The organism is Herbaspirillum sp. BH-1 (assembly GCF_002870055.1).
Lineage (GTDB): Bacteria > Pseudomonadota > Gammaproteobacteria > Burkholderiales > Burkholderiaceae_D > Herbaspirillum > Herbaspirillum frisingense.
Genome location: NZ_PKOI01000022.1, coordinates 39,235 through 62,055, shown reverse-complemented (window position 1 = coordinate 62,055; position 22,821 = coordinate 39,235). Strand labels below are relative to the sequence as shown.

The window sequence follows — 22,821 nt, the reverse complement described above, 5'->3', positions numbered from 1 at the left end:
ATTTCCGCAGCAAGCCAACCTTCCACCTCATGGAGATGCATCATGCGTAGAACCTTCCTCAAGTCCCTGGCCGCATTGGCCGTCAGCGCCGCTTTCAGCGCGCCGGTGCTGGCCGCCAACCCGGTCGAGATCAGTTTCTATTACCCGGTCGCCGTCGGCGGCGCGGTGACCAAGACCATCGACAGCATGGTGGCCGACTTCGAAAAGGCCACCCCCGACATCAAGGTCAAGGCCATCTATGCCGGCACCTACCAGGAAAGCATCGTCAAGGCGCTGACCGCCTTCAAGGGCGGCACCCCGCCGACCCTGGCCGTGCTGCTCTCCACCGACCTCTTCACCCTGATCGACGAAAACGCCATCGTTCCCATCGACAGCCTGGCCAACAGCGCCGAAGACAAGAAGTGGATCGACGGCTTCTACAAGGGCTTCATGGAAAACAGCCAGACCGAAGGCAAGACCTGGGGCATTCCCTTCCAGCGCTCGACCATCGTGATGTACTACAACAAGACCCTGTTCAAGGAAGCCGGCCTGAACCCCGAGAAGGCACCCGCCACCTGGAATGAGATGGTGGACGCGGCCAAGAAGCTGACCAAGCGCGACGCCGCCGGCAACGTCAGCCAGTGGGGCGTGAAGATTCCTTCCACCGGTTTCGGCTACTGGATGTTCCAGGCCATGACGGCCTCCAACGACACCCTTCTCATGAACAGTGCCGGCACCAAGACCTATTTCGACAAGCCCGGCGCGGTGCAGGCCCTGCAGCACTGGGTCGATCTGGCCGCCCGCGACAAGGTGATGCCGGCCGGTGCCATCGAATGGGGCACCACGCCCAAGGACTTCCTGGAACAGAAGGCCGCCATGGTCTGGACCACCACCGGCAACCTGACCAATATCCGCACCAACGCCAGCTTCCCCTTCGGCGTGGCGATGCTGCCGGGCATCAAGCATCCGGGCAGCCCCACCGGTGGCGGCAACTTCTATGTCTTCAACAAGACCTCCCCGGCCGAGCAGCAGGCGGCGATGAAGTTCATCCGCTTCGCCACCGAACCGGCGCGCGCAGCCCAGTGGTCGATCGCCACCGGCTACGTGGCACCGCGCCAGGACGCCTGGGATACACCGGAAATGAAGAAATACCTGCAGGACGTCCCGGCCGCCGATGTCGCCCGCGAGCAGATGAAATATGGCGTGGCCGAACTCTCCACCCACGACAACCAGCGCGTGACCAAGGCCCTGAACGACAACCTGCAGGCCGCACTGTCCGGCACCAAGACCCCGGACGCCGCCCTGAAGGACGCCCAGCGCGAAGCCGAGCGCATCCTGCGCGCCTACGGTCGCTAAGCGCCGCCTGCACAAGGCCTGCCGATGAAACGCCTGCCCTCCTCCGTGCTGCCCTGGCTGCTGCTGTCGCCGGCGATGGTGCTGCTGATCGCCTTCACGCACTATCCGGCGCTGGCGACCCTCTGGCACAGCTTCTTTTCCACGCCCAAGGGAGCAAGGCCGTCGGTCTTCGTCGGCCTGGACAACTACCGGCTCATGGTCGAGGACCCGGTGTTCTGGCAGGCCTTGTGCAACAACCTCTGGTTCGCCCTGGGCACCATCCCGGTGGCGATCGCCCTGGCCATCCTGATGGCGCTGTGGGTCAACGAGAAACTGGTCGGGCGCGGCGTGCTGCGCCTGGCCTATTTCACCCCCACGGTGTTGCCGATGATCGCCGTGGCCAATATCTGGCTGTTCTTCTACACGCCGCAGTACGGCCTGCTGGAGCAGATCACCGGCGCGCTCGGCCTGCCCTCGCACAACTGGCTGGGCAATCCGCATAGCGTACTGGGTGCGCTGATGGTGGTGGCGATCTGGAAGGAAGCCGGCTTTTTCATGATCTTCTACCTGGCCGCGCTGCAACAGATTTCGCCGGTGCTGGCCGAGGCGGCCGCGCTGGAGGGGGCATCGCGCTGGCAATACTTCTGGCGCGTGCAATTCCCGCTGCTGATGCCGACCACCCTGTTCGTGCTGATCAACGCGCTGATCAATGCCTTCCGCCTGGTGGATCACATCGTGGTCATGACCCGGGGCGGCCCCGACAACGCCAGTTCGCTGCTGCTGTACTACATCTATGAAGTCGGCTTCGCCTTTTGGGACTCTTCCTACGCGGCGGCCCTGACGGTGGTGTTGCTGGCCTTGCTGGGCCTCATCGCGCTGGTGAAATTCCGCATTCTCGACCGCAGGACCCACTACCAATGAACGCACCCGGCTCCCCCTTCGGCCAGCACCGCCGCATGCTGGAAACCCTGTCCGCCTGGGTGCTGGCGCTGCTGTGGCTGTTGCCGCTGCTGTATGCGCTGTGGACCGCCTTCCACCCGGCTGCCTACGCCACCCGCTTCGTGCCGGACGCGCCGCTGACCTTGCAGAACTTCGTCAATGCCTGGCAATCGGCGCCGTTCCTGCGCTATTTCCTCAATACCTTCCTGCTGGTGACGATGATCCTGGCAGCCCAGGTGGTACTGGCCACGCTGGCCGCCTATGCCTTCGCGCGCTTCACTTTCCGTGGCAGTAATGTGATGTTCATGCTGGTATTGCTGCAATTGATGGTGATGCCCGACATCCTCATCGTGGAGAACTACCAGACCATGAACCTGCTGGGCCTGCGCGACACCATCCTCTCCATCGGCCTGCCCTACTTCGCTTCGGCCTTCGGCATCTTCCTGCTGCGCCAGACCTTCAAGACGGTGCCCCGCGAACTGGATGAAGCGGCCACCGTGGAAGGCGCCTCGGCCTGGCAGATCCTGATGCAGGTCTACGTACCGCTGGCGCGGCCGATCTACATCGCCTTCGGGCTGGTATCGGTGAGCACCCACTGGAACAACTTCCTGTGGCCGCTGATCGTGACCAACTCGGTGCAGTCGCGGCCGCTGACGGTGGGCCTGCAGGTGTTTTCGTCTACGGACCAGGGGATGGACTGGTCCATCATCACCGCCGCCACGCTGATGACCTCGGCACCGCTGCTGCTGGCCTTCCTGCTGTTCCAGCGGCAGTTCGTGCAGTCGTTCATGCGGGCGGGGATACGCTGACGACAGCAGGTGGGATCAGGGGCGTCGCGGCGGCTTCCCGAACCACTCGACGTCCCCGGGGGCCTTTTGTTGCGAGCGCCAGGCGTCGTACTGTGTGTCGATACCGCGGGTACAGTCGCGGTAGTCTCCATAGCCGATTTTGCCGTCGCAGCGTTCGCGAGCACCGTATTGTGCGAATCCGGAAAAGCCCGAGCCGAGTTTGTGGAGGTCTATATCTGTCGTCGAGCAGGCAGTGGCAAGACAACCGGCCAGCACCAAACTCGACAATCGGGCGGTCGTTCGACAAATTGGTGATGACATGGGCACTCCTCACGCGCGCATCGGGCGCAATTCTGTTAAGGATAATGACTGGATAGCGCGCGACTATAGCGTGGGGTAAGCGCCCACTGAGATATCAAGCCGAAGGGAAACAGGAATATCCGAAGAAATGCGAGAGTCGGCCTTTCCGGAATTCCTCTGTTGACGGCTGGACGTGCAGTGGCATCAGGCCAATGACGTCCTTTGAGGACCACGCCGGAGGCCCGTGAAGAGAGACAACGAGGACGGCTTACCGGTCAATGGCCTGATATCTCCGAAATCGACATCCGCACCACCTTCCGGGTGGTCATGTCGAAATGGACGTTGAAGAGGCGATCCTCATGGACGTAGTGGTATTTCCAGTCCCACACTTCCTCATTCTTGCGGGCAAACTGCACCACGCTGCGCGGTCGGCCGAACTGGCGGCGGATCTGCTCGGCGCTCATGCCCGGGCGGATGGTGTCGAAATGTTCCTGGGTCAAGACCTGGGTGTAATCGACCAGGGTGCCGGAGGCGCCGATGGCGAACATCCAGGTGCGGATGCCTTCCGGCCCCTTGGGATATTCCAGCGTGCGGGCGCCGTTGCCGTCGTCCCAGATGGTATCGGGCTGGCCCATGACGCCGCGCACGTCGGCCTCGCTGGAAATGCCCTTCTGCAGCTTGTCCAAACCGAACTCCTGGATGGGATTGCCGTTGCGGTCGCAGCCAAACATTGCCAAAGCAACAAGAAAAGCGCCGAATTTGCCGGCATGGCGACGCAGGCGTATGAATAAGGGTTCACGCATAGGTATTTGATTATCCCTGATGAAGACAAGGTAAAATACGGCCTCTGTGTAACATTTGGCCTGAAAATATCATGCTCTTCGGAAAAAAGACCACCTACGTATCTGAGATCACCCAGTTCATCGACGAGCTGAAGACGAAGAACCCGAAGCTGGAAGAATCGCAGCGCGACGGCCGCGCCCTGCTGTGGGACAAGGAACCGCTGGACCTGGACAAGTCCGCCCGTGAGAAGGCCTCGCGCGTGGCGCAACAGCCCTACGTCTATCAGAGCCACTAAGCTTTTCGCATGACGGCTCAAGCAGGTGGCGCCGAATCCGCCGGCCAGGCCGGCGCGGAACCCAGCGCCGACGCCATCGACATCACCCCCGCAGGACAACAGGACAGCACGCCCGATGTGATCGACGGCGTGGCATTGGCACGTCTGTATGGCGAACCGCTGTTCCAGTTGCCCAATGACCTCTACATCCCGCCGGATGCGCTGGAGGTGTTCCTGGAAGCCTTCCAGGGGCCGCTGGACCTGCTGCTGTACCTGATCCGCAAGCAGAATTTCAACATCCTCGACATTCCGCTGGCGCAGGTCACCGCCCAGTACCTGGAATACGTCGAACAGATCCGCAAGCAGAACCTGGAACTGGCCGCCGAATACCTGCTGATGGCGGCCATGCTGATCGAAATCAAGTCGCGCATGCTGCTGCCGGCCAAGAAGGCCGAGCCCGGCGCGGAACCCGAAGACCCGCGCGCCGAGCTGGTGCGCCGCCTGCTGGAGTACGAGCAGATCAAGCTGGCCGCCCAGGAACTGGACCAGCTACCGCAGGTCGGCCGCGATTACGTACGCACCCAGGTGCATATCGAGCAGACCGTGGTCACCCGCTGGCCCGAGGTCAACATGGACGACCTCAAGGCCGTCTGGGCCGACATCCTCAAGCGCGCCAAGCTGACCCAGCACCACCACATCAGCCGCGAGGAACTGTCGGTGCGCGAGCACATGACCGGCATCCTGCGCCGCCTGCAGACGGCGCGCTTCGTCGAGTTCTCGGACCTGTTCGATCCTTCGCGCGGCGTGCCGGTGGTGGTGGTCAACTTCATCGCCCTGCTCGAGCTGGCCAAGGAGACGCTGATCGAAATCACCCAGGCCGAAGCCTTCGCCCCCATCTATGTCAGACTGTCGTACTCGCCCAGCTAGGCTGGCGAGGATCACTGACATCCCCGGGCAGCGCGCACATGGCAGCCGCGCCGTCCGACCCGCAACCAGAGACTCCGCATGAAAATCATTTCCTCCATCGAAGAACTCCGTGACCACCTGCGCGGCCAGTTGCGCACCGCCTTCGTGGCGACCATGGGCAACCTGCACGAAGGCCACCTCTCGCTGATGCGCCTGGCGCGCACCCACGGCGACCCGGTGGTGGCATCGATCTTCGTCAATCGCCTGCAGTTCGGCCCCAACGAGGACTTCGACAAGTATCCGCGCACCTTCCAGGCCGACGTCGAGAAGCTGGAGAAGGAAGGCGTCTACGTGCTCTTCGCGCCGACCGAAAAGGACATGTATCCGGAGCCACAGGAATACCGCGTGCAGCCGCCCGACGACCTGGGCAACATCCTGGAGGGCGAATTCCGCCCGGGTTTCTTCACCGGCGTATCGACCGTGGTGATGAAGCTGTTCTCCTGTGTGCAGCCACGCGTGGCGGTGTTCGGCAAGAAGGATTACCAGCAGCTGATGATCGTGCGCAACATGGCGCGCCAGTTCGCCCTGCCCACCGAGATCGTCGGCGCCGAGACCTATCGTGCCGAGGACGGCCTGGCGCTGTCGTCGCGCAATGGCTACCTGTCGCCGGCCGAACGCGCCGAGGCGCCCCTGCTCTACAAGGTCTTGAACGACGTCGCCAATGAAGTGCGCGGTGGTCAGCACAATGTGGCGCTGGTGGAGCAACTGGCCATGGAACGCCTGGCCGGTCGCGGCTGGCAGCCTGACTACGTGGCCGTGCGCAAGCGCATCGACCTGCAACCGCCGACCGCTGCCGACATGGAACAGGGTACGCCGCTGGTGGTGTTGTCGGCCGCCAAGCTGGGCGCGACCCGTCTGATCGACAACCTCGAAGTCTGACGCATGCGGACGGCCGCGCCATTCGGACTGGCCGTCCTGGCCCTGCTCAGCAGCGCTGCCGCCCATGCGGCGATTACCGTGCAGGACGACCTGGGCCAGAGCGTGACCCTGGCGCAACCGGCGCAGCGCATCGTCAGCCTGGCACCGCACGTGACCGAACTGCTTTACGCGGCCGGTGCCGGCGCCAGACTGGTTGGCGTGAGCAACCATAGCGACTACCCCCCGCCAGCGACCAGCCTGCCCACCCTGGGCGGCTACAACGCGCTCGACATGGAGCGCATCCTCAGCCTGAAACCGGACCTGATCGTGGCCTGGCACAGCGGCAACAAGCCGCTCCAGATTGCGCGCCTGCGCAGCTTCGGCATCCCCGTCTATGAGAGCCAGCCGGCCGACTTCGGCATGGTGGCAAGCTCTCTGGAAAAGCTGGGTCACCTGGCGGGCAGCGATACCACCGCACAAGCCGCTGGGTCTGCCTTCCGCATCCGCTGGCAACAACTGGCCACGCACTACCAGGGCCGTGCGCCGGTGAGCGTGTTCTACCAGATCTGGAGCCAGCCGTTGATGACGCTCAACGGCCAGCACATGGCCTCGGCAGTGCTGCGCCTGTGCGGTGGCCGCAATCTCTTCGCCGACCTGCCGCAACTGGCGCCCACCATCAGCGTGGAAGCCGTGCTGGCAGCCGATCCCCAGGTCATCCTCACCCCCGGTGACGCTCGCGACCAACCGCTGGAACGCTGGAAGCAGTTCCCGCGCCTGCGCGCAGTGCGCGACGGACAGCTTTACACGATCAATGCGGACTGGATGAACCGGGCCGGGCCGAGAGTGCTGGAGGCCGCCGAAGAGGTCTGCGGGAAGCTGGAGCAGGCGCGCCGGATGACGCCTGCACCATAAAAAACATCCCTCGCCAGGAGGGATGTCGAGGATCAGGGAGTGATCTTCAGAAGCGGTATTTCAGGCCGGCTGCGAAAAAGTTCACGTCGGCATTGGAGTGGCCGGCCAGACCTTCATAACGGGTGTAGCCAGCGTTGATGCTGACGATCTCGCTGAGATCGTGTTCATAGCCCAGACCCAGCAGGTAACCGGTCCCCGACTTGGACGCCCGCTCGCTGACGCTGCCGGAAAATCCAAAACCACTATACTCATAGCGAACATCTTCGGTGAACTTGGCCTGGGTGATCCCCCCTTTGAAATAGACGCCCGGCAGGACGTTGGAGAATTTGTAGGCGGCCGTCAGATCGAAGCCGCTCACGCGTCCCTTGGCACTGTCTCGCGAGAAGCGGTCCGTCTTTTCCAAACTGGTTGCGCCGATGCGGAAGTAGCCCATCTCGACAGAGAAATTGGGCGTGAACTGATACCCGCCCCCAAAACGAATCATGCCAGCATCGTTTTTCTCGATGGTGCCTGGCGAATGCTCGACATCAATATCGTAGTGCGCTGCGCCGCCTTCTAGACCGACATAAAAGCCTGGCCCGGACTTCACGGCCTGTGCCGCCACGGTGGCACAGGCGACCGACAGCAAGCCGGCGGCCATTAGGTGCATTTTCTTCATCTGTTCCTCTTGTCATGATGTGAAAGAAACTTCCGGGCAGACTGGATGGACTGGCCGGGCGCGGCTACCGGAAACACGAAGTAGGTGGACCGGATAGCGGGCAGCGATGATAGAAGTGGGGCAATGCAGGGAAAAGCGCGAAGAAAAATGGCGACCAAAATCTCGCAGTTTCACGACATCACAATCGTTAGATCTTGAGATTGAAGTGAATGTTGTGACGTGGATGTAGCGCGCAAGCCACGTGGTTTTCAGGCGGTTGGCAAGGGCAGGAACTGCAGCATCCCGTCTGTCGCAACCTGCACGAAGCGGCAACCAAAGGCTGCCTCCAGCGCTGCAGGCCGGCATATCTCTTGTGCAGGCCCCGCCCAGCGCTGCCCCTCGGCCAGCAATAGCACATGGGTAGCAAAACGGCTGGCAAGGTTGATATCGTGGCAGCTTGCCACCACGCCCTTGCCCCCTGCGGCGAGGGTGCGCAGCAGGGTCATGAGCTGCAGTTGCGCGGCGACGTCCTGGTGCGAGGTCGGCTCATCCAGCAGATACAGGTCGGTGTCCTGCGCCAGCAAGGTCGCCAGTCCGACGCGCTGGCGCTCGCCACCGGAGAGCGTCAGCAGGTCCGCCGCAGCCAGCGACGACAGACCCACGCGCTCCAGCGCCTCCAGCGCCAGGGCCTCATCCTGCGTGCTGGGCTGCCAGCCGCCGTGATGCACGAAACGTCCGGCCAGCACCGCCTCGATCACCGGCATGGAAAAGGCGTCGTGCTGCTGTTGCAGCAGCAGGCCGCGATGGCGCGCCATCTCCGCCGGCGACAGGCCTTGCAGGGGCTGCCCCAGCAGTTGCCACTGCCCGGCATGGGTCGGCTGCAAGCCGGCGGCGGCGTGCAGCAATGTGCTCTTGCCGATGCCGTTGCGGCCCAGCACGCACCAGAATTCCCCGGGTCGCACCTGCCAGTCCAAACCTTCCAGCAGGATACGGGAGCCCACCTGCAGCGACACCTGCTGCGCCTGCAGTATGAAAGAAGCTGGCGCGCTCATGAACGCCCCCGCGCCTGCAACCACAGGAAGCAAGGTACCCCGATCAGCGCCGTGATCACGCCCACCGGCAACTGCACCGGGGCGACCACGGTGCGCGCCAGCAGGTCGGCCAGGGTCAGCGCCGCGCCGCCGCCCAGCATGGCACCGGGCAACAGCAGTCGCTGGTCGTTGCCGATCAACAGGCGCAGGCCATGCGGCACCACCAGTCCGACAAACCCGATGGTGCCGGCCATGGCCACCGCCATGGCGGTACAGGCCGCTGCCGTGCACAGCACCATCACCCGCAACCGCAGCACCGGTACGCCCAGCAACTGGGCAAAGGCATCGCCTCGCGCCAGCAGGTTCAACGCCGGTGCATAGCGCAAGGCCCACAGCAAGGCCAGTATCAATACCGCTGCCGTCACCGGCAGCAAGCGGGCATCGTCAAGATCGCCGATCAGCCAGAACACCATGCCTCGCAATTGCGCGTCAGGGGCCACCGACAAGGCCAGGGAAATCAGCGCACCGAAGCCAGCCGCCAGCATCACGCCGGTCAGCAATAGGCGCTGGCTGGACAGCAGCGGCGAAATGGCCAGATGCCGCAGCGACTGGCGCACCAGGCCGAACAACAGCAGCATGGCCACGGCCGCGCCCAGCAGCGCCCCCGGGGCGGTCGCCAACTGTACCGGCCAGCCCAGATGCAGCGCCGCCAACATGGCCAGCAGAGCACCCGCCGCCGAACCACCGGAGAGGCCCAATACATAAGGGTCAGCCAGAGGATTGCGCAACAGCACCTGCATCAATGCGCCCGACAAGGCCAGTGCCGCGCCCACCGCAAAGGCCGTGAGCGCGCGCGGCACGCGCAGGGACAGCAGCAGCGAGACCGTATCGGCCGAGGCCGAGGGACGCAGGCAACCCGTGCTGCCGCACAAGGCCGCTGCCGTCAGCGAAAGCAGGGACAGCAGCAGCAAGGTGCACAGCACGGGGAGGAAACGTCGCATCGGCGGCTAGGATCAGGAAGGAAAATTCATGCAGTCCGCATCAGAAGTCATAGCGGGCCGTGAATTTTACCGCCCGGCCGTCTTCCGGGTAGATGCCCGAGACCGAACCGCCACTGCAGTCATAGGCCTGGGAGTAATACTTGCGGTCGGCCAGGTTGGTTCCGGTCAGGGCAAATTCCCAGGCGCTCACGCGCAGGGCGTAGCGGGCGTCGAAGGTGGTGAAGGAAGGCATCTTGGCGCAGGTGTTGGCGAAATCGTTGCCCATGCGCTGGCGGTCCACCCAGCGCGCACCGACATCGGCGCTGTGCTGGCCGGACTTCCAGTTGAGCCGGGTGGTGAAGGTATTGGCCGGCACCAGCGCCAGTTGCTTGCCGCTGTTGGCCCCCTCCTCGAAGCGGGCGTCGATGTGCTGGTAAGTGGCGTTCACGCCCAGGGTTTCGGTCAGTTGCAGCCGCCCCTCCACTTCCACGCCCTGATGGCGGGTCGGCGCCAGGTTGCTGTTGGCACCGAAGCCGCCATTGGCGGTGGGATCGTAATAGAGCTCGTCACGCAGACGGTGGCGGAACCAGCGCAGCGTCAGTTGCTGCCCGGTCTTGCCCAGGGTGGCCCCCAGCTCCAGGTCGTGCGACACCTGGGGCTTGAGCACGGCACCGGTGGGCAGCGCGGTGTAGCCGTTTTCGTCCGGCGTGGCCAGGCGATAGCTCTGGCCGGTCTTGGCAAAGGCGCGCAGCAGCGGCAGCGGCGCATAGCTGGCCTGCAGGTCCCAGGCATTGACGGCGCTGTTGCGGTCGTACAAGCCGGAGTCGCTCTGCTGGTTGAACACTTCGCGCCGTACACCTGCGGCCAGGCGGGCATTGCGGGCGAATTCGATTTCGTCGCGCAGGTAGAGCGCCTTGGAGCGCTGGGCGGCGTCGCTGTTGCCATAGCTGGCGTTGTTATAGGCCGTCCATTCGCTCAGGTCGATGCCGGCGATGGCTTCGTTCTTCCACGCCCCCTGGTCGATCACATGACGCAGGCGCGGCGAAAATTGTGTGCCACGGATATTGACCTGGGCGCTCGAGGCGCTGCTGACATAGCTGGAGCGGGAAATCTTTTCGCGGTGGGCCAGCTCGGCGGCGACATCGAAGGCGCCGAAGCGGCGTTCCAGGAAGGCCGTCACGCTGTCGTTGTCGTAGGAGCCGCGATCCAGCGGCTTGCTGGTCTGGCGGGCATTGGCCTCGTACTGTGCCTGGGTCAGGCTGCCGGGCAGGCCGAAGTCGGCACGCGACAGGGTGGCGCGCAGGCCGAAGCGCCAGTCGCTGGCGAACCACTGCACGGTGGAGCTGAGGTTTTCCTGGCTGGACTGGGCGTTGTCGCGCCAGTTGTCGCTGCGCGACTTGGCATAGCTGGCGTCGATGGAGAAGTTGTCCCAGCCGCGCGAGACCAGCGCCCGTCCGCCGCGCAGCCCCTGGCTGCCGACCTCGCCCACCACGGTGCCGTGGCCGCTGTTGGCCTGCGGCCGGCGCGTGATGATCTGGATGGTACCGCCGGTGGCGCCGCTGCCATACAGCACGCTGCTGCCGCCACGCACGATCTCGATGCGTTCGATGTTTTCGATGGGGATGGAGGACAGCAGCGGCGTGCTCAGTTCGTTTTCGGAAATGCGCACGCCATCCAGCAGCACCACCATGTTCTGGTCGCCATTGGTGCCGAAACCGCGCAGGTCCAGCGGGAAGTCCCTGGGCCCGGCCAGACTCTGGCGGCCATACACCCCACCCAGCTTGCGGATGGCTTCATTGGCATTGTCGATGCCGGCTTCTCGGATCTGCTCGGCAGTGATGACGGTGGCCGCCACCGGCGGGAAGGTCGGGTCATTGGGAAAACGCGAGGCCGACACCACCACCGGCGCGAGTGCGGCCGCCGGGTCGGTGGCCGGGGTGCCGCTCGCGGCCAGGGATGTCTGCGCCAGGGCCGACAGGATCAGGGTGCTGCCCAGGCTGAGCGCAAAAAGGGGACGCTGGCCGCCGTGGCTGGCCGGGGAAATGACGTTATGCATGGAAAAGAGACTCGGTGAAGTGGTCCGGCCTGCTTCCCCGCGGGCCGGAATCAACGGAAGCCGCACCGGCATCGCCACGCGCAGTTTCCTCCCGTTCTGGCCGGTCTCCGGGCTGCAGGCACGACCATCGGCCTTCCCATGCAGCGCCGTGTACGTCAGCCGGCCAGCGCTGGCCGATTGAACCGGACACGGAACCTGCACAGTGGCATGGGGGATGGTGTTGCCGGCAACACGCGACGTCTCGTCACGGTGTCACTGTATCGCCGGCGCCTGGTTACCGTTGCGGGGGCAGCACACCTTGACCAGCCCCGCCCGCATGCTGCGAACCGAACTGGTGCGTGTTTCCCGTTTAACTGCCGGCAAGAACGCGCCGGCGGGCACCAAAACGGCGCCATTGTAGGCGTGCCGGGCGGGCATCACAAGTCGCGACAGGCCGGCGCCCGCCAAATACAAGGCAAAAAGCGGCCAAATGCAAGACCACGGGCCATCCTGATGTAAATCAGCACAAGCCCGGCATGCGTATTGCTTTCAAGAAAAAGCCAGATAGAATTCGAACTTATATCGAAAAAATTCGATTTTTTACGAATTTATTTCGGAGAGACGCCCCGAGCCGGCTTGCCACAAGGGGCGAAAAAACGAAACAAATGGGGGGATTTCACTCGCTGTTTGGCCGATGAGATGGCTGTACCCGGCCCTATACTCGGCGCCATGGCATCGTCGACCCGCTGACCGTCTGGTCCGCTGGCCTCACCTGTCATCCCTGAATCGTTGTCGTGGTCTGCGAGCCTTCAGACTCCGCCCTTGCCTGCCGATATCTATTGGATATCCCGGATGGGACGGTTGCTGTGCCTCCCGGAACGACGCATTTGATCCGCCTACGGGCAACTTTGCATAGCAGTGCGCCGCCGAGCGCACCACATTTGTTGGGAGAATCAGTAATCATGAGCGACGACGTTGATCTGGAAGCATTGTTTGACGAAATTTCCTCACAGACCTTACCGGGCATGACCGCCGGCGAGGCTGGCGCGGCCGACGGTGCCGCTGGTGGGGCAGCCGGCGCGGGCGACGATGCCCAGCAGGCGCAGGAAGATCAGAGCGACAAGCCCATGTATGAACGCCTGGGCGGCATCGTCCGTCTGCTGCATGATTCGATGCGCGAACTGGGCTACGACCGCTCCCTGACCGACGTGGCCGAGCAGATCGGCGACGCCCAGAACCGCCTGGAACACATCGCCACCCTGACCGAGCAGGCCGCCAACAAGGTGCTCAATGCGCTGGACTCCGGCATGCCCGCGCAGGACCGACTGCAGGAGCAGGCCAAGGACATCAACGACCGCTGGGCCAAGCTCTATGCCGGCCAGCTGAACATCGAAGAATTCAAGAAACTGGCGGGCGACTCGCAGAAGTTCTCGACCTCGGTGATCGAATCGACCGAAGCGGAAAAGGCCCGCATGCTGGAAATCATGATGGCCCAGGACTTCCAGGACATCACCGGCCAGCTGATCAAGAAGATCGTGGGCATCACTGCCACCGCCGAACGCGAACTGGCGCAATTGCTGCGCGACAATGCGCCGGCTGAAGTGCGCGCCCAGATCGAGGCAGAAAAGCCGGTTACCCTGATGAACGGCCCCGCCTCGCCGGGTACCGCCATGGGCCAGACCGATGTGGACGACTTACTCGACAGCCTGGGGTTCTAATGGATGACGAAATGCTCAAGGATTTTGTCGTTGAAGCGTTGGAGCTGGCGACCAACGTGGAAGAGCATCTGCTGACGCTCGAACGACATCCTGATGACCTTGAAATCCTCAATGCGGTCTTCCGCGCCTTCCACACCATCAAGGGCGGCGCCGGGTTCGTGAACCTGCCGGCCATGGTGTCGGCCTGCCACCTGACCGAAAACCTGTTCGACGCCCTGCGTACCGGCAAGGCGCCGGTGACGCCGCTGGCGATCGAAGCAGCGCTGCAGGCCAGCGGCTTCGTGGCCGACCAGTTGAACGAACTGTCCAATGGCGCCGCGCCCGACAGCCTGGCATCGATGCCGGCCGAACTGAAGGACATCCTGACCCAGGCCATCGAAGGCAAGAGTGATGCGGCTCCGGCCGCCGCCCCTGCTGCAGCGGCACCGGTTGCGGCCGCGCCGGTGGCTGCGGCAGCCGCCAGCGCCCCGGCGGCCAGCGTCGATGGCAGCGCCAGCGTGATGAAGAATGGCGAGCTGGACTGGCCCGCGCTGTACCGGGCCCTGGTGCCAGGCGCCGCAGTGGCCGCACCTGCGGCTGAGGCTGCGACCGACACCGCGCCGGCAGCAGCCCCTGTGGCTGCAGCGGCAGCTCCGGCCGCCACCCCGGCTGCCGATGGCGAACCGAAGGCTGCAGCACCCGCCCAGCACAACCGTCGTGCCAGTGACTCGGGCGGCGGCGCCAAGGAAGAAAGCATCCGTATCGATGCCGGCAAGCTCGACGCCCTGCTGGAAGTGGCCGGCGAATCGGTGCAAGCCGCCAACCAGGCCGCCGTGCTGCTGGAAAAGCTGCAACAGTTCAAGTTCGAAGGCACGGCCGCCGCGCTGATGTCGACCCTGGCCGAAACCCTGGGCCGCGCCTCGCGTTATTCCAGCGAACTGCAACGTGCCACCCTGTCCACCCGCATGCAGCCGGTGGGCCGACTGTTCCAGAAATTCCCGCGACTGGTGCGCGAACTGGCCAAGGACCTGGGCAAGGACGTGGACCTGGTCATCACCGGTGCCGATACCGAAGTCGACCGCGTGGTGGTGGACAGCCTCTACGACCCGCTGGTGCACATGCTGCGCAACTCGCTGGACCACGGCATCGAAGTGGACCGCGCCGCCGCCGGCAAGTCCAACAAGGCGACCATCTCGCTGCACGCCTGGCAGGCCGGCAGCAGCGTCATGATCGAAGTGTTCGACGACGGCAAGGGCATGGACCCGGACATGCTGCGCAACAAGGCGCTGGCCAAGGGCCTGATCACCGAACACCAGGCGCTGACCTCGGACGAGGCGCTGCAACTGGTGTTCCTGCCCGGTTTCTCGACCAAGGAAGTGGCCTCCAGCGTCTCCGGACGCGGCGTGGGCATGGACGTGGTCAAGACCGCCGTGGAAAAGCATCGCGGCACCATCCGCATCGACTCCACCATCGGCAAGGGGACCAAGTTCTCGATCCGCCTGCCGATCGAACTGTCGATCATCCCGACCATGCTGGTGCGCTGCGCCGGCGCCCCACTGGCCCTGCCGATGGCGGTGGTCGAACGCGTGGTGGAACTGCCGGAGACCTTCGACGAGGTCGGCGGTGCGCCGGTGCTGCGCGACCAGGGCCGTCCGCTGCCGGTCAATTCGCTGGCCGGGGTCCTGGGCTACGAGCCGGGCAATGAGCGCGTGGGCATCGTCATGGCGGTACCGCATCCCTACATCCTGGGGGTGGAATCGGTGGAAGGCACGGCCGACCTGGTGATCAAGCCGCTGACCGCGATCCACACGGCCGGCATCACCGGTACGGCCCGCTCGGCCGAGGGCGAACTGGTGCTGGTGGTGGGCCTGTCCTTCCTGCTGGACGGCTGCCGCGACATGGAGCGCACTGCCGTGGCATAAGCCGCACTGCAGTACGGACAAGGCAAAACGGCCGGATCGTCATCGATCCGGCCGTTTTGTCTTGTCCTCAACCCCTTGGCGGGCTCAGAGCTCGTACATGTCCTTCTCTCCCTCCATCACCTGGGCGATCAGCTTGCGGTTCAGGGTCGGTGCCAGCAATTCGATGAAGGTATAGACATAGCCGCGCAGGTAGGCGCCCTGCTTCAAGGCCACGCGCGAGACATTGGTACCGAACAGGTGGCCCGCCGGAATCGCCCGCAGGCCCCGGTCGCGCTCGGCATCGAAGGCGATGCCGGCGATGATGCCCACGCCCATGCCCAGTTCCACATAGGTCTTGATGACGTCGGCATCGATGGCTTCCAGCACCACGTCGGGCTTCAACTGGCGCAACGAGAAGGCGTGATCGATCTTGCTGCGGCCGCTGAAGGCCGAGTCATAGGTGATCAGCGGATTGGTCGCGATCTCTTCCAGGGTCAGGCTCCTGGACTGCAGCAGCGGGTGCTCGGGTGGCACTACCACCACGTGCTCCCATTGATAGCAGGGCAGCGACACCAGCCCCTCGCCCGAGGCCAGGGCTTCGGTGGCAATGGCGATGTCGGCCTGGTCGTTGCGGACCATCTCGGTGATCTGCTTGGGATTGCCCTGCAGCAATGAAAGATGCACTTTCGGATACTTCTGGGTGAAGGCCTGCACCACCTTGGGCAAGGCATAACGCGCCTGGGTGTGGGTGGTGGCGATGGTAAAACTGCCGCTGTCATGCGCGGCGAACTCCTTGCCGATGCGTTTCAGGCCATCCACCTCCTGCATGATCAGCTCCACCGAGCGCAATACCGCCCGGCCCGGCTCGGTCAGGCCACGGATGCGCTTGCCGTGGCGGGTAAAGATATCCACACCCAGCTCTTCTTCCAGCTCGATGATGGCCTTGGAGACACCTGGCTGCGAGGTGTAGAGCGCCTTGGCGGCCTCGGTGAGGTTGAAGTTCTGCCTTACCGCTTCACGTACGAAACGGAACTGATGAAGATTCATGTGGAAATTCCTTCGCTTCTACCTTGCGCGGCGTCCGCATGTGCGTTTGCGTTTGTATTTGCGACGTCCGCCTGCCTCATTTGCCGCATTTCCATATGCCAAAGGCGTATATAAGCAAATAAATACTATGTAGTTTGGTTTGAAACATAAGTTTATTACGATTCGCAGACTAATGGGCGAGGTGTTATGACTGTTTCTTATGTAGTAAGCGGATTTGCCGTAGGACTGCTGGTCGGCCTGACCGGGGTCGGCGGCGGCTCGCTCATGACGCCCCTGTTGACCTTGCTGTTCGGCATCCACCCTTCCGTGGCGGTCGGTACCGACCTGGCCTTTGCCTCGGCCACCAAGACCGCCGGCACGCTGGCCCACCGTTTCAAGGGGACGGTGCGCTGGGACGTGGTACGTCGCCTGTCCTATGGCGCCCTGCCGGCCGCGCTGGTGACTACGCTGCTGCTGAAGCATTTCGGCGCCGTCAGCGACGGCATCGCCCTGACCATCCGTTATTCGATCGCCATCTCGGTGTTCCTGACCGTGATCGCACTGCTGTTCCGTTCGCGCATGCAGGCCTGGCTCAATGCCCATCCGCAACGTCAGCTGCAAGGCGCCACCCTGGCCAATGCCACCATTGCCGCCGGCGTCCTGCTGGGCACGCTGGTGACCATTTCCTCCATCGGCGCCGGTGCGGTGGGCGCGACCTTGCTGGTCTTGCTGTATCCTCGCCTGACGCCGGCCGAGATCGCCGGCACCGACATCGCCTATGCCGTCCCGCTGACCGCCATTGCCGCACTGGGTCACTGGTGGCTGGGGTCGATCAACTGGGAATTGCTGGCCACCCTGCTGCTGGGGTCGGTACCGGGCATCACCATCGGCTCGCTCGCGGCGCGGGCTGTGCCGGAGAAATTCTTGCGTGGCCTGCTGGCCATTACGCTGACGAGCGTTGCAGTCAAGCTGATTTGGTAGGCTGATTTTCAATCGGGCGCACCTCGCTTCACGGGTCGCCCATCAAGACGTTAACAGGGAAAACAAGATGTACCGCTATGACCAATACGATCACCTGATCGTCAAAGAGCGAGTCGCACAATACCGGGACCAGGTGCGTCGGCGCCTGTCGGATGAGCTGGCCGAAGACGAATTCCGCATTCTGCGCCTGCAAAATGGCCTATACCTGCAACGCCATGCCTACATGCTGCGCATCGCCATCCCCTACGGCATGCTGGCCTCCAACCAACTGCGCAAGTTCGCCGAGATCGCCGTCAAGTACGACCGCGGCTATGGCCACTTCACCACCCGCCAGAACATCCAGTTCAACTGGATCAAGCTGGAAGAATCCCCGGAAATCCTGGAACAGCTGGCCAGCGTGGAAATGCACGCCATCCAGACCTCCGGCAACTGCATCCGCAACACCACCTCGGACGAGCTGGCCGGCGTGGCCGCCGACGAGATCGTGGACCCGCGCCCGTACGCCGAACTGATCCGCGAGTGGAGCACCTTCCACCCCGAGTTCGCCTACCTGCCGCGCAAGTTCAAGATCGCCATCAGCGGCGCGGCCGAAGACCGTGCCGCCACCGCCGTGCATGACATCGGCCTGCACGTGATCAGGAACGAGGCCGGCGAAGTGGGCTTCCGCGTGCTGGTCGGCGGCGGCATGGGTCGTACCCCCATCCTGGGCAGCGTCATCCGCGACTTCCTGCCCTGGAAGCACGCCATGTCCTACCTGGAAGCCATCCTGCGCGTCTACAACCAGCATGGCCGCCGCGACAACATGTACAAGGCCCGCATCAAGATCCTGGTCAAGGCCATCGGCCCCGAGGAATTTGCGCGCCAGGTCGAGGCCGAATGGGCCGACATCAAGGACGGCCCCTCCACCCTGACCGAGGAAGAACTGCAGCGCGTGGCCAAGTTCTTCACCGACCCGGCCTACGAAAACCTTCCTGCCGTGGATGCGGAATATGAACGTCTGAAGGCAGAAGACCGTGGCTTTGCCAACTGGATCAAGCGCAACGTCAAGGCGCACAAGAAGCCCGGCTATGCCGCCGTGCTGCTGTCGCTGAAGAAGCCGGGCGTGCCCCCGGGCGACATCACCGCCGACCAGATGAACTTCGCCGCCGACCTGGCCGACCAGTACAGCTTCGGTGAACTGCGCGTGACCCACGAACAGAACCTGGTGCTGGCCGACGTCAAGCAGTCCGAACTGTACGCGCTGTGGAAAGCCGCCAAGTCGCACGGCCTGGCCACGCCCAACATTGGCCTGTTGACCGACATCATCTGCTGCCCCGGTGGCGATTTCTGCTCGCTGGCCAATGCCAAGTCGATCCCGATTGCCCAGGCCATCGCCGAGAAGTTCGAGAACATCGATTTCCAGCACGACATCGGCGACATCGAGCTCAACATCTCCGGCTGCATCAACGCCTGCGGTCACCATCACGTGGGCAACATCGGTATCCTGGGCGTGGACAAGGACGGTTCCGAGTGGTACCAGGTCTCGCTGGGCGGTGCCCAGGGCAACGAGTCCTCGATCGGCAAGATCATCGGCCCCTCGTTCTCGGCCACCCAGATGCCCACCGTCATCGACCGCCTGCTGCAGGTCTACGTGCAGCAGCGCAATGAGGAAGAACGCTTCATCGATACGGTGCGCCGCATCGGTGTGACCCCGTTCAAGGAATTCGTATACGCAACGCCGATCCGTTCGGCCGACTATGTCGCAGGAGAAGACGCCAATGCCTGAAATCATCAAGAACAAGACCGTCGTCAGTGACGACTGGAGCGTGCTGCGCCTGGCTGAAGGCGAGAGCGCAGAGAGCGTGACCATCCCCGAAGGCCGCGTGATCGTGCCGCTGAAGGTCTGGCAGGCACAGGGCGAGGCACTCAAGTCGCGCCCCGAGATCGGCGTCTGGCTGGCCAGCGACGAGCGCGCCGAAGAGCTGAAGGGCCAGCTGGAGAATTTCCGGGTGGTCGCCGTGGACTTCCCCAAGTTCGCCGACGGCCGCGGCTATTCCATCGCCTACAACCTGCGCGCCCGCCTGGGCTATGCCGGCGAGCTGCGCGCCATCGGCGACGTGCTGCGCGACCAGCTGTTCTACATGCAGCGCGTGGGCTTCGATGCCTTTGCCGTGCGCGCCGACAAGAACATCCATGACGCCGTCAAGGGCCTGACCGACTTCTCCGAGAAGTACCAGACCTCCTGGGACGAGAAGAACCCGTTGTTCCGCCGCGTCAAGCGCGAAGCGGCGCAAGCCGCCGACTGAACGGCCCTATTGGACAAGGAAGGACAGCCCATGGCTAACCCAGGCTTGCAAGAACTGATCGCCAAGACCCAGGCCACGCTGGAACGCATCGCCGCCGAGTACGCTCCGGCGGCGCTGGCCTCCAGCCTGGCGGCCGAAGACATGGTGCTGACCGACCTGATCCTGCGCGGCAAGCTGCAGGACAAGATCAGCATCTTCACCCTGGAAACCGGCCGCCTGCACAAGGAAACCGTGGGCATGCTGGACCGCATCCGCGAGACCTACGATTACCAGGTCGCGCCCTACCGTCCGCAGCCCGAGGCGGTCGAGGCCTATGTGCAGAAGAACGGCGCCAACGCCTTCTACGACAGCGTGGAACTGCGCAAGGAGTGCTGCCACATCCGCAAGATGGAGCCGCTGAACCGCGCCCTGACCGGCAAGGCCTCCTGGGTGACCGGACAGCGCCGCGCACAATCGGTCACGCGTGCCGAACTGCACGTGCAGGAACGCGACGAAGCCCACGGCATGGAGAAATTCAATCCCCTGGCGGACTGGTCGGAACAGGACGTCTGGGACTACATCCGCGCCAATGACGTGCCCTACAACCCGCTGCACGACCAGGGTTACCCGTCCATCGGCTGCGAGCCCTGTACCCGCGCCATCCAGCCGGGCGAGGACATCCGCGCCGGCCGCTGGTGGTGGGAGAACCCGGACTCCAAGGAATGCGGCCTGCACGTGGTCGATGGCAAGCTGGTGCGCATCAAGGCGCACGCGGCAGGCTGAACCAGAATTCAAGCAGCGCCACAAACAGAAACAATCAAAGCCACAACAAGCAAAGCATCGGAAGGCCCGGCATGAACACTGCGGTAGACAAACTCTTTTTGGACAACGCCAGCAACCGTCACCTCGACTGGCTGGAATCGGAAGCCATCCACATCATGCGCGAGGTCGCGGCCGAGTGCAGCAACCCGGCGCTGCTGTTCTCCGGCGGCAAGGACTCGGTGGTGCTGCTGCGCATCGCCGAGAAGGCCTTCCGCCCGGGCAAGTTCCCCTTCCCGCTGGTCCACATCGACACCGGTCATAACTTCCCGGAAGTCATCGAATTTCGCGACCGCCGCGCCGCTGAACTGGGCGAGCGCCTGGTGGTGCGTTCGGTGGAAGATTCGATCAAGCGCGGCACCGTGCGCCTGCGCAACCCGCTGACCGATTCGCGCAATGCGGCCCAGGCGGTGACGCTGCTGGAAACCATCGAGGAATTCAAGTTCGACGCCTGTATCGGCGGCGCGCGCCGCGACGAGGAAAAGGCGCGCGCCAAGGAACGCATCTTCTCCTTCCGCGACGAATTCGGCCAATGGAACCCCAAGGCGCAGCGCCCCGAGCTGTGGGACCTGTATAACACCCGCGTGCATCCGGGCGAGAACATGCGCGTCTTCCCCATCTCCAACTGGACCGAGCTGGACGTGTGGCAATACATCGCCCGCGAGAAGCTGGCCCTGCCCTCGATCTACTTCGCCCACGAGCGTGAAGTGATCCCGCGCAATGGCCTGCTGGTACCGCTGACCGACCTGACCCCGGCCCGCGAAGGCGAGACCGTGGAAAAACAGGTGGTGCGCTTCCGTACCGTGGGCGACATCTCCTGCACCTGCCCGGTCTCCTCTGACGCCGCATCCGTGGAAGCCATCATCGCCGAGACTGCAGTGACCCAGATTACCGAGCGCGGCGCCACCCGCATGGACGACCAGACGTCGGAAGCCTCGATGGAAAAACGCAAGAAGGAAGGATATTTCTGATGAACGCCGCCGCAACCCAAGAACAACTGGCCAACGCCTCCGCGCCCGCGCACGAACGTGGCCTGCTGCGCTTCATCACCGCCGGTTCCGTGGACGATGGCAAGAGCACCCTGATCGGCCGCCTGCTGTTCGACAGCAAGGGCATCTTCGCCGACCAGCTCGATGCCATCTCGCGCGCCAAGCACAAGCGCACCGTGGGTGACACGGTGGACCTGTCGCTGCTCACCGATGGCCTGGAAGCCGAGCGCGAGCAAGGCATCACCATCGACGTGGCCTACCGCTACTTCGCCACGCCCAAGCGCAAGTTCATCATCGCCGACACCCCGGGCCACGAGCAGTACACCCGTAACATGGTCACCGGCGCCTCCACGGCGGATGCGGTCATCATCCTGGTGGACGTGTCCAAGGTGAAGCTGGGCGACGATGGCAGCGTGGAATTGCTGACCCAGACCAAGCGCCACTCCACCATCGCCCACCTGCTGCAGATCCAGCACGTGATCGTGGCCGTCAACAAGATGGACCTGGTGGATTACGACCAGACCGTCTACGACCGCATCGTCGCTGCCTACCAGCAGTTCGCCCAGCAACTGGGCCTGAAGGATGTGCATGCCATTCCGCTATCGGCCCTGGCCGGCGACAACGTGGTCACCGCCAGCGAGCGCCTGTCCTGGTACCAGGGCCCGACCCTGATCACCCTGCTGGAATCGCTCTCGGTCTACGAAGATGCGCACGAAGAAGCCTTCCGCTTCCCGGTGCAGCTGGTGGCGCGCCACAACGGTCACGAAGCCAATGATTTCCGTGGCTACATGGGCCGCATCGAAGCCGGCAAGGTCGCCAAGGGTGACAAGCTGGTGGTGCTGCCCAGCGGCCAGAGCGCGACCGTCAAGGACATCCAGACCCTGGATGGCTCCCTGGAGTCGGCCACGGCCGGCCAGTCGGTGACCATCCTGCTGGACGAATACCTGGACATCTCGCGCGGCGACCTGCTGGCCGCCGCCGCCCAGCCCTCGACCATTCTCAAGACCGTCAACGCCGACGTCTGCTGGCTCTCCGAGGAACCGCTGGACCTGCGCCGCAAGTACTGGCTCAAGCACACCACCAAGCAGGTGGCGGCACGGGTGGCCAAGGTCGATACGCTGCTGGACATCAACACCCAGGAACGCCGCCCGGCCGAGACCCTGAAGCTCAACGACATCGCCCGCATCAGCGTCAACGTGCAGCAGCCCATCGCCGCCGATGCCTATCAGGATATCCGCGCCACTGGCGCCTTCATCCTGATCGACGAAGTAAGCCACCAGACGGTCGCCGCTGGTATGATTCGGATCGACTGATTTTCCTTCGATCC

Annotated in this window: 21 protein-coding genes and 1 riboswitch; of the genes, 15 read left to right on the top strand and 6 right to left on the bottom strand. The window is 63.8% G+C overall.

The annotated features are described in order from the left end of the window. Positions 1 to 42: 42 nt before the first annotated feature. Genes HBH1_RS21660 through HBH1_RS21650 form a run of 3 tightly spaced genes read left to right on the top strand, consistent with a single transcriptional unit; the run spans position 43 to position 3,062 of the window. Complete coding sequence (locus HBH1_RS21660) at positions 43 to 1,335, top strand: ABC transporter substrate-binding protein (RefSeq protein WP_102664323.1); 1,293 nt, start codon at positions 43 to 45, stop codon at positions 1,333 to 1,335. Positions 1,336 to 1,359: 24 nt separating this feature from the next. Then, a complete protein-coding gene (locus HBH1_RS21655; RefSeq protein ID WP_102664322.1) occupies positions 1,360 to 2,235 on the top strand; it encodes a carbohydrate ABC transporter permease in 876 nt (291 codons plus the stop codon). After that, positions 2,232 to 3,062: a carbohydrate ABC transporter permease gene (locus HBH1_RS21650; protein WP_102664321.1), complete on the top strand. Its 831-nt coding sequence runs from the start codon at positions 2,232 to 2,234 to the stop codon at positions 3,060 to 3,062. Before HBH1_RS21655 ends, HBH1_RS21650 begins: the two co-directional genes overlap by 4 nt. A gap of 554 nt (positions 3,063 to 3,616) precedes the next feature. Here HBH1_RS21650 and bamE read toward each other — a convergent pair. Further along, positions 3,617 to 4,144: an outer membrane protein assembly factor BamE domain-containing protein gene (gene bamE, locus HBH1_RS21645; protein WP_102664320.1), complete on the bottom strand. Its 528-nt coding sequence runs from the start codon at positions 4,142 to 4,144 to the stop codon at positions 3,617 to 3,619. A gap of 71 nt (positions 4,145 to 4,215) precedes the next feature. Between bamE and HBH1_RS21640 the strand changes: the two genes are divergently transcribed. The 4 genes from HBH1_RS21640 to HBH1_RS21625 all read left to right on the top strand — a co-directional run bounded on the left by HBH1_RS21640 (position 4,216) and on the right by HBH1_RS21625 (position 7,134). Beyond that, positions 4,216 to 4,419 carry a DUF3460 family protein gene (locus tag HBH1_RS21640; protein ID WP_077238174.1) on the top strand — a complete coding sequence of 68 codons (204 nt, stop codon included), beginning with the start codon at positions 4,216 to 4,218 and terminating at the stop codon, positions 4,417 to 4,419. 9 nt (positions 4,420 to 4,428) lie between these two features. Then, complete coding sequence (locus HBH1_RS21635; RefSeq protein WP_102664319.1) at positions 4,429 to 5,325, top strand: segregation and condensation protein A; 897 nt, start codon at positions 4,429 to 4,431, stop codon at positions 5,323 to 5,325. A gap of 78 nt (positions 5,326 to 5,403) precedes the next feature. Beyond that, positions 5,404 to 6,243 carry a pantoate--beta-alanine ligase gene (gene panC / locus HBH1_RS21630; RefSeq protein WP_102664318.1) on the top strand — a complete coding sequence of 280 codons (840 nt, stop codon included), beginning with the start codon at positions 5,404 to 5,406 and terminating at the stop codon, positions 6,241 to 6,243. Positions 6,244 to 6,246: 3 nt separating this feature from the next. Further along, on the top strand, positions 6,247 to 7,134 hold the full coding sequence (locus tag HBH1_RS21625) for a cobalamin-binding protein (protein ID WP_102664317.1): 888 nt from the start codon (positions 6,247 to 6,249) through the stop codon (positions 7,132 to 7,134). A 46-nt stretch (positions 7,135 to 7,180) separates the two neighbouring features. Here the strand turns inward: HBH1_RS21625 and HBH1_RS21620 are convergent, their stop codons facing one another. From HBH1_RS21620 to HBH1_RS21605, 4 genes are all read right to left on the bottom strand, one after another. Then, positions 7,181 to 7,792 (bottom strand): porin family protein, encoded by a 612-nt coding sequence (locus tag HBH1_RS21620; protein WP_102664316.1) that lies wholly within the window; start codon positions 7,790 to 7,792, stop codon positions 7,181 to 7,183. Positions 7,793 to 8,040: 248 nt separating this feature from the next. Further along, positions 8,041 to 8,823, bottom strand: a complete 783-nt coding sequence (locus HBH1_RS21615) for an ABC transporter ATP-binding protein (protein WP_102664315.1) — start codon at positions 8,821 to 8,823, stop codon at positions 8,041 to 8,043. Continuing rightward, complete coding sequence (locus tag HBH1_RS21610) at positions 8,820 to 9,803, bottom strand: FecCD family ABC transporter permease (RefSeq protein WP_199181635.1); 984 nt, start codon at positions 9,801 to 9,803, stop codon at positions 8,820 to 8,822. The genes HBH1_RS21615 and HBH1_RS21610 overlap by 4 nt, the downstream gene beginning before the upstream one ends. Positions 9,804 to 9,843: 40 nt before the next feature. Next, complete coding sequence (locus HBH1_RS21605) at positions 9,844 to 11,838, bottom strand: TonB-dependent receptor family protein (RefSeq protein WP_102664314.1); 1,995 nt, start codon at positions 11,836 to 11,838, stop codon at positions 9,844 to 9,846. 80 nt (positions 11,839 to 11,918) lie between these two features. Beyond that, positions 11,919 to 12,238, bottom strand: a riboswitch (cobalamin riboswitch). A gap of 541 nt (positions 12,239 to 12,779) precedes the next feature. Here HBH1_RS21605 and HBH1_RS21600 point away from each other — a divergent pair. Next, entirely contained in the window at positions 12,780 to 13,535 is a 756-nt protein-coding gene (locus HBH1_RS21600) for a protein phosphatase CheZ (protein ID WP_102664313.1), read from the top strand. Further along, positions 13,535 to 15,436: a chemotaxis protein CheA gene (locus tag HBH1_RS21595; protein ID WP_102664312.1), complete on the top strand. Its 1,902-nt coding sequence runs from the start codon at positions 13,535 to 13,537 to the stop codon at positions 15,434 to 15,436. The genes HBH1_RS21600 and HBH1_RS21595 overlap by 1 nt, the downstream gene beginning before the upstream one ends. An 84-nt stretch (positions 15,437 to 15,520) precedes the next feature. Here HBH1_RS21595 and HBH1_RS21590 read toward each other — a convergent pair whose 3' ends face one another. Then, entirely contained in the window at positions 15,521 to 16,462 is a 942-nt protein-coding gene (locus HBH1_RS21590; RefSeq protein WP_006465657.1) for a CysB family HTH-type transcriptional regulator, read from the bottom strand. Between the two features lie 186 nt (positions 16,463 to 16,648). Between HBH1_RS21590 and HBH1_RS21585 the strand changes: the two genes are divergently transcribed. From HBH1_RS21585 to HBH1_RS21560, 6 genes are all read left to right on the top strand, one after another. Then, positions 16,649 to 17,422, top strand: a complete 774-nt coding sequence (locus tag HBH1_RS21585; RefSeq protein ID WP_102664311.1) for a sulfite exporter TauE/SafE family protein — start codon at positions 16,649 to 16,651, stop codon at positions 17,420 to 17,422. Positions 17,423 to 17,489: 67 nt separating this feature from the next. Continuing rightward, positions 17,490 to 19,187 (top strand): nitrite/sulfite reductase, encoded by a 1,698-nt coding sequence (locus HBH1_RS21580; RefSeq protein ID WP_102664310.1) that lies wholly within the window; start codon positions 17,490 to 17,492, stop codon positions 19,185 to 19,187. Continuing rightward, entirely contained in the window at positions 19,180 to 19,707 is a 528-nt protein-coding gene (locus tag HBH1_RS21575) for a DUF934 domain-containing protein (protein ID WP_102664309.1), read from the top strand. The genes HBH1_RS21580 and HBH1_RS21575 overlap by 8 nt, the downstream gene beginning before the upstream one ends. Before the next feature lie 30 nt (positions 19,708 to 19,737). Beyond that, positions 19,738 to 20,469, top strand: a complete 732-nt coding sequence (locus tag HBH1_RS21570; RefSeq protein ID WP_102664308.1) for a phosphoadenylyl-sulfate reductase — start codon at positions 19,738 to 19,740, stop codon at positions 20,467 to 20,469. A 71-nt stretch (positions 20,470 to 20,540) separates the two neighbouring features. Then, entirely contained in the window at positions 20,541 to 21,476 is a 936-nt protein-coding gene (gene cysD / locus HBH1_RS21565; protein ID WP_006465662.1) for a sulfate adenylyltransferase subunit CysD, read from the top strand. Next, positions 21,476 to 22,807, top strand: coding sequence for a sulfate adenylyltransferase subunit 1 (locus tag HBH1_RS21560; RefSeq protein WP_102664307.1), 1,332 nt, complete (start codon positions 21,476 to 21,478; stop codon positions 22,805 to 22,807). The genes cysD and HBH1_RS21560 overlap by 1 nt, the downstream gene beginning before the upstream one ends. Positions 22,808 to 22,821: the final 14 nt, after the last annotated feature.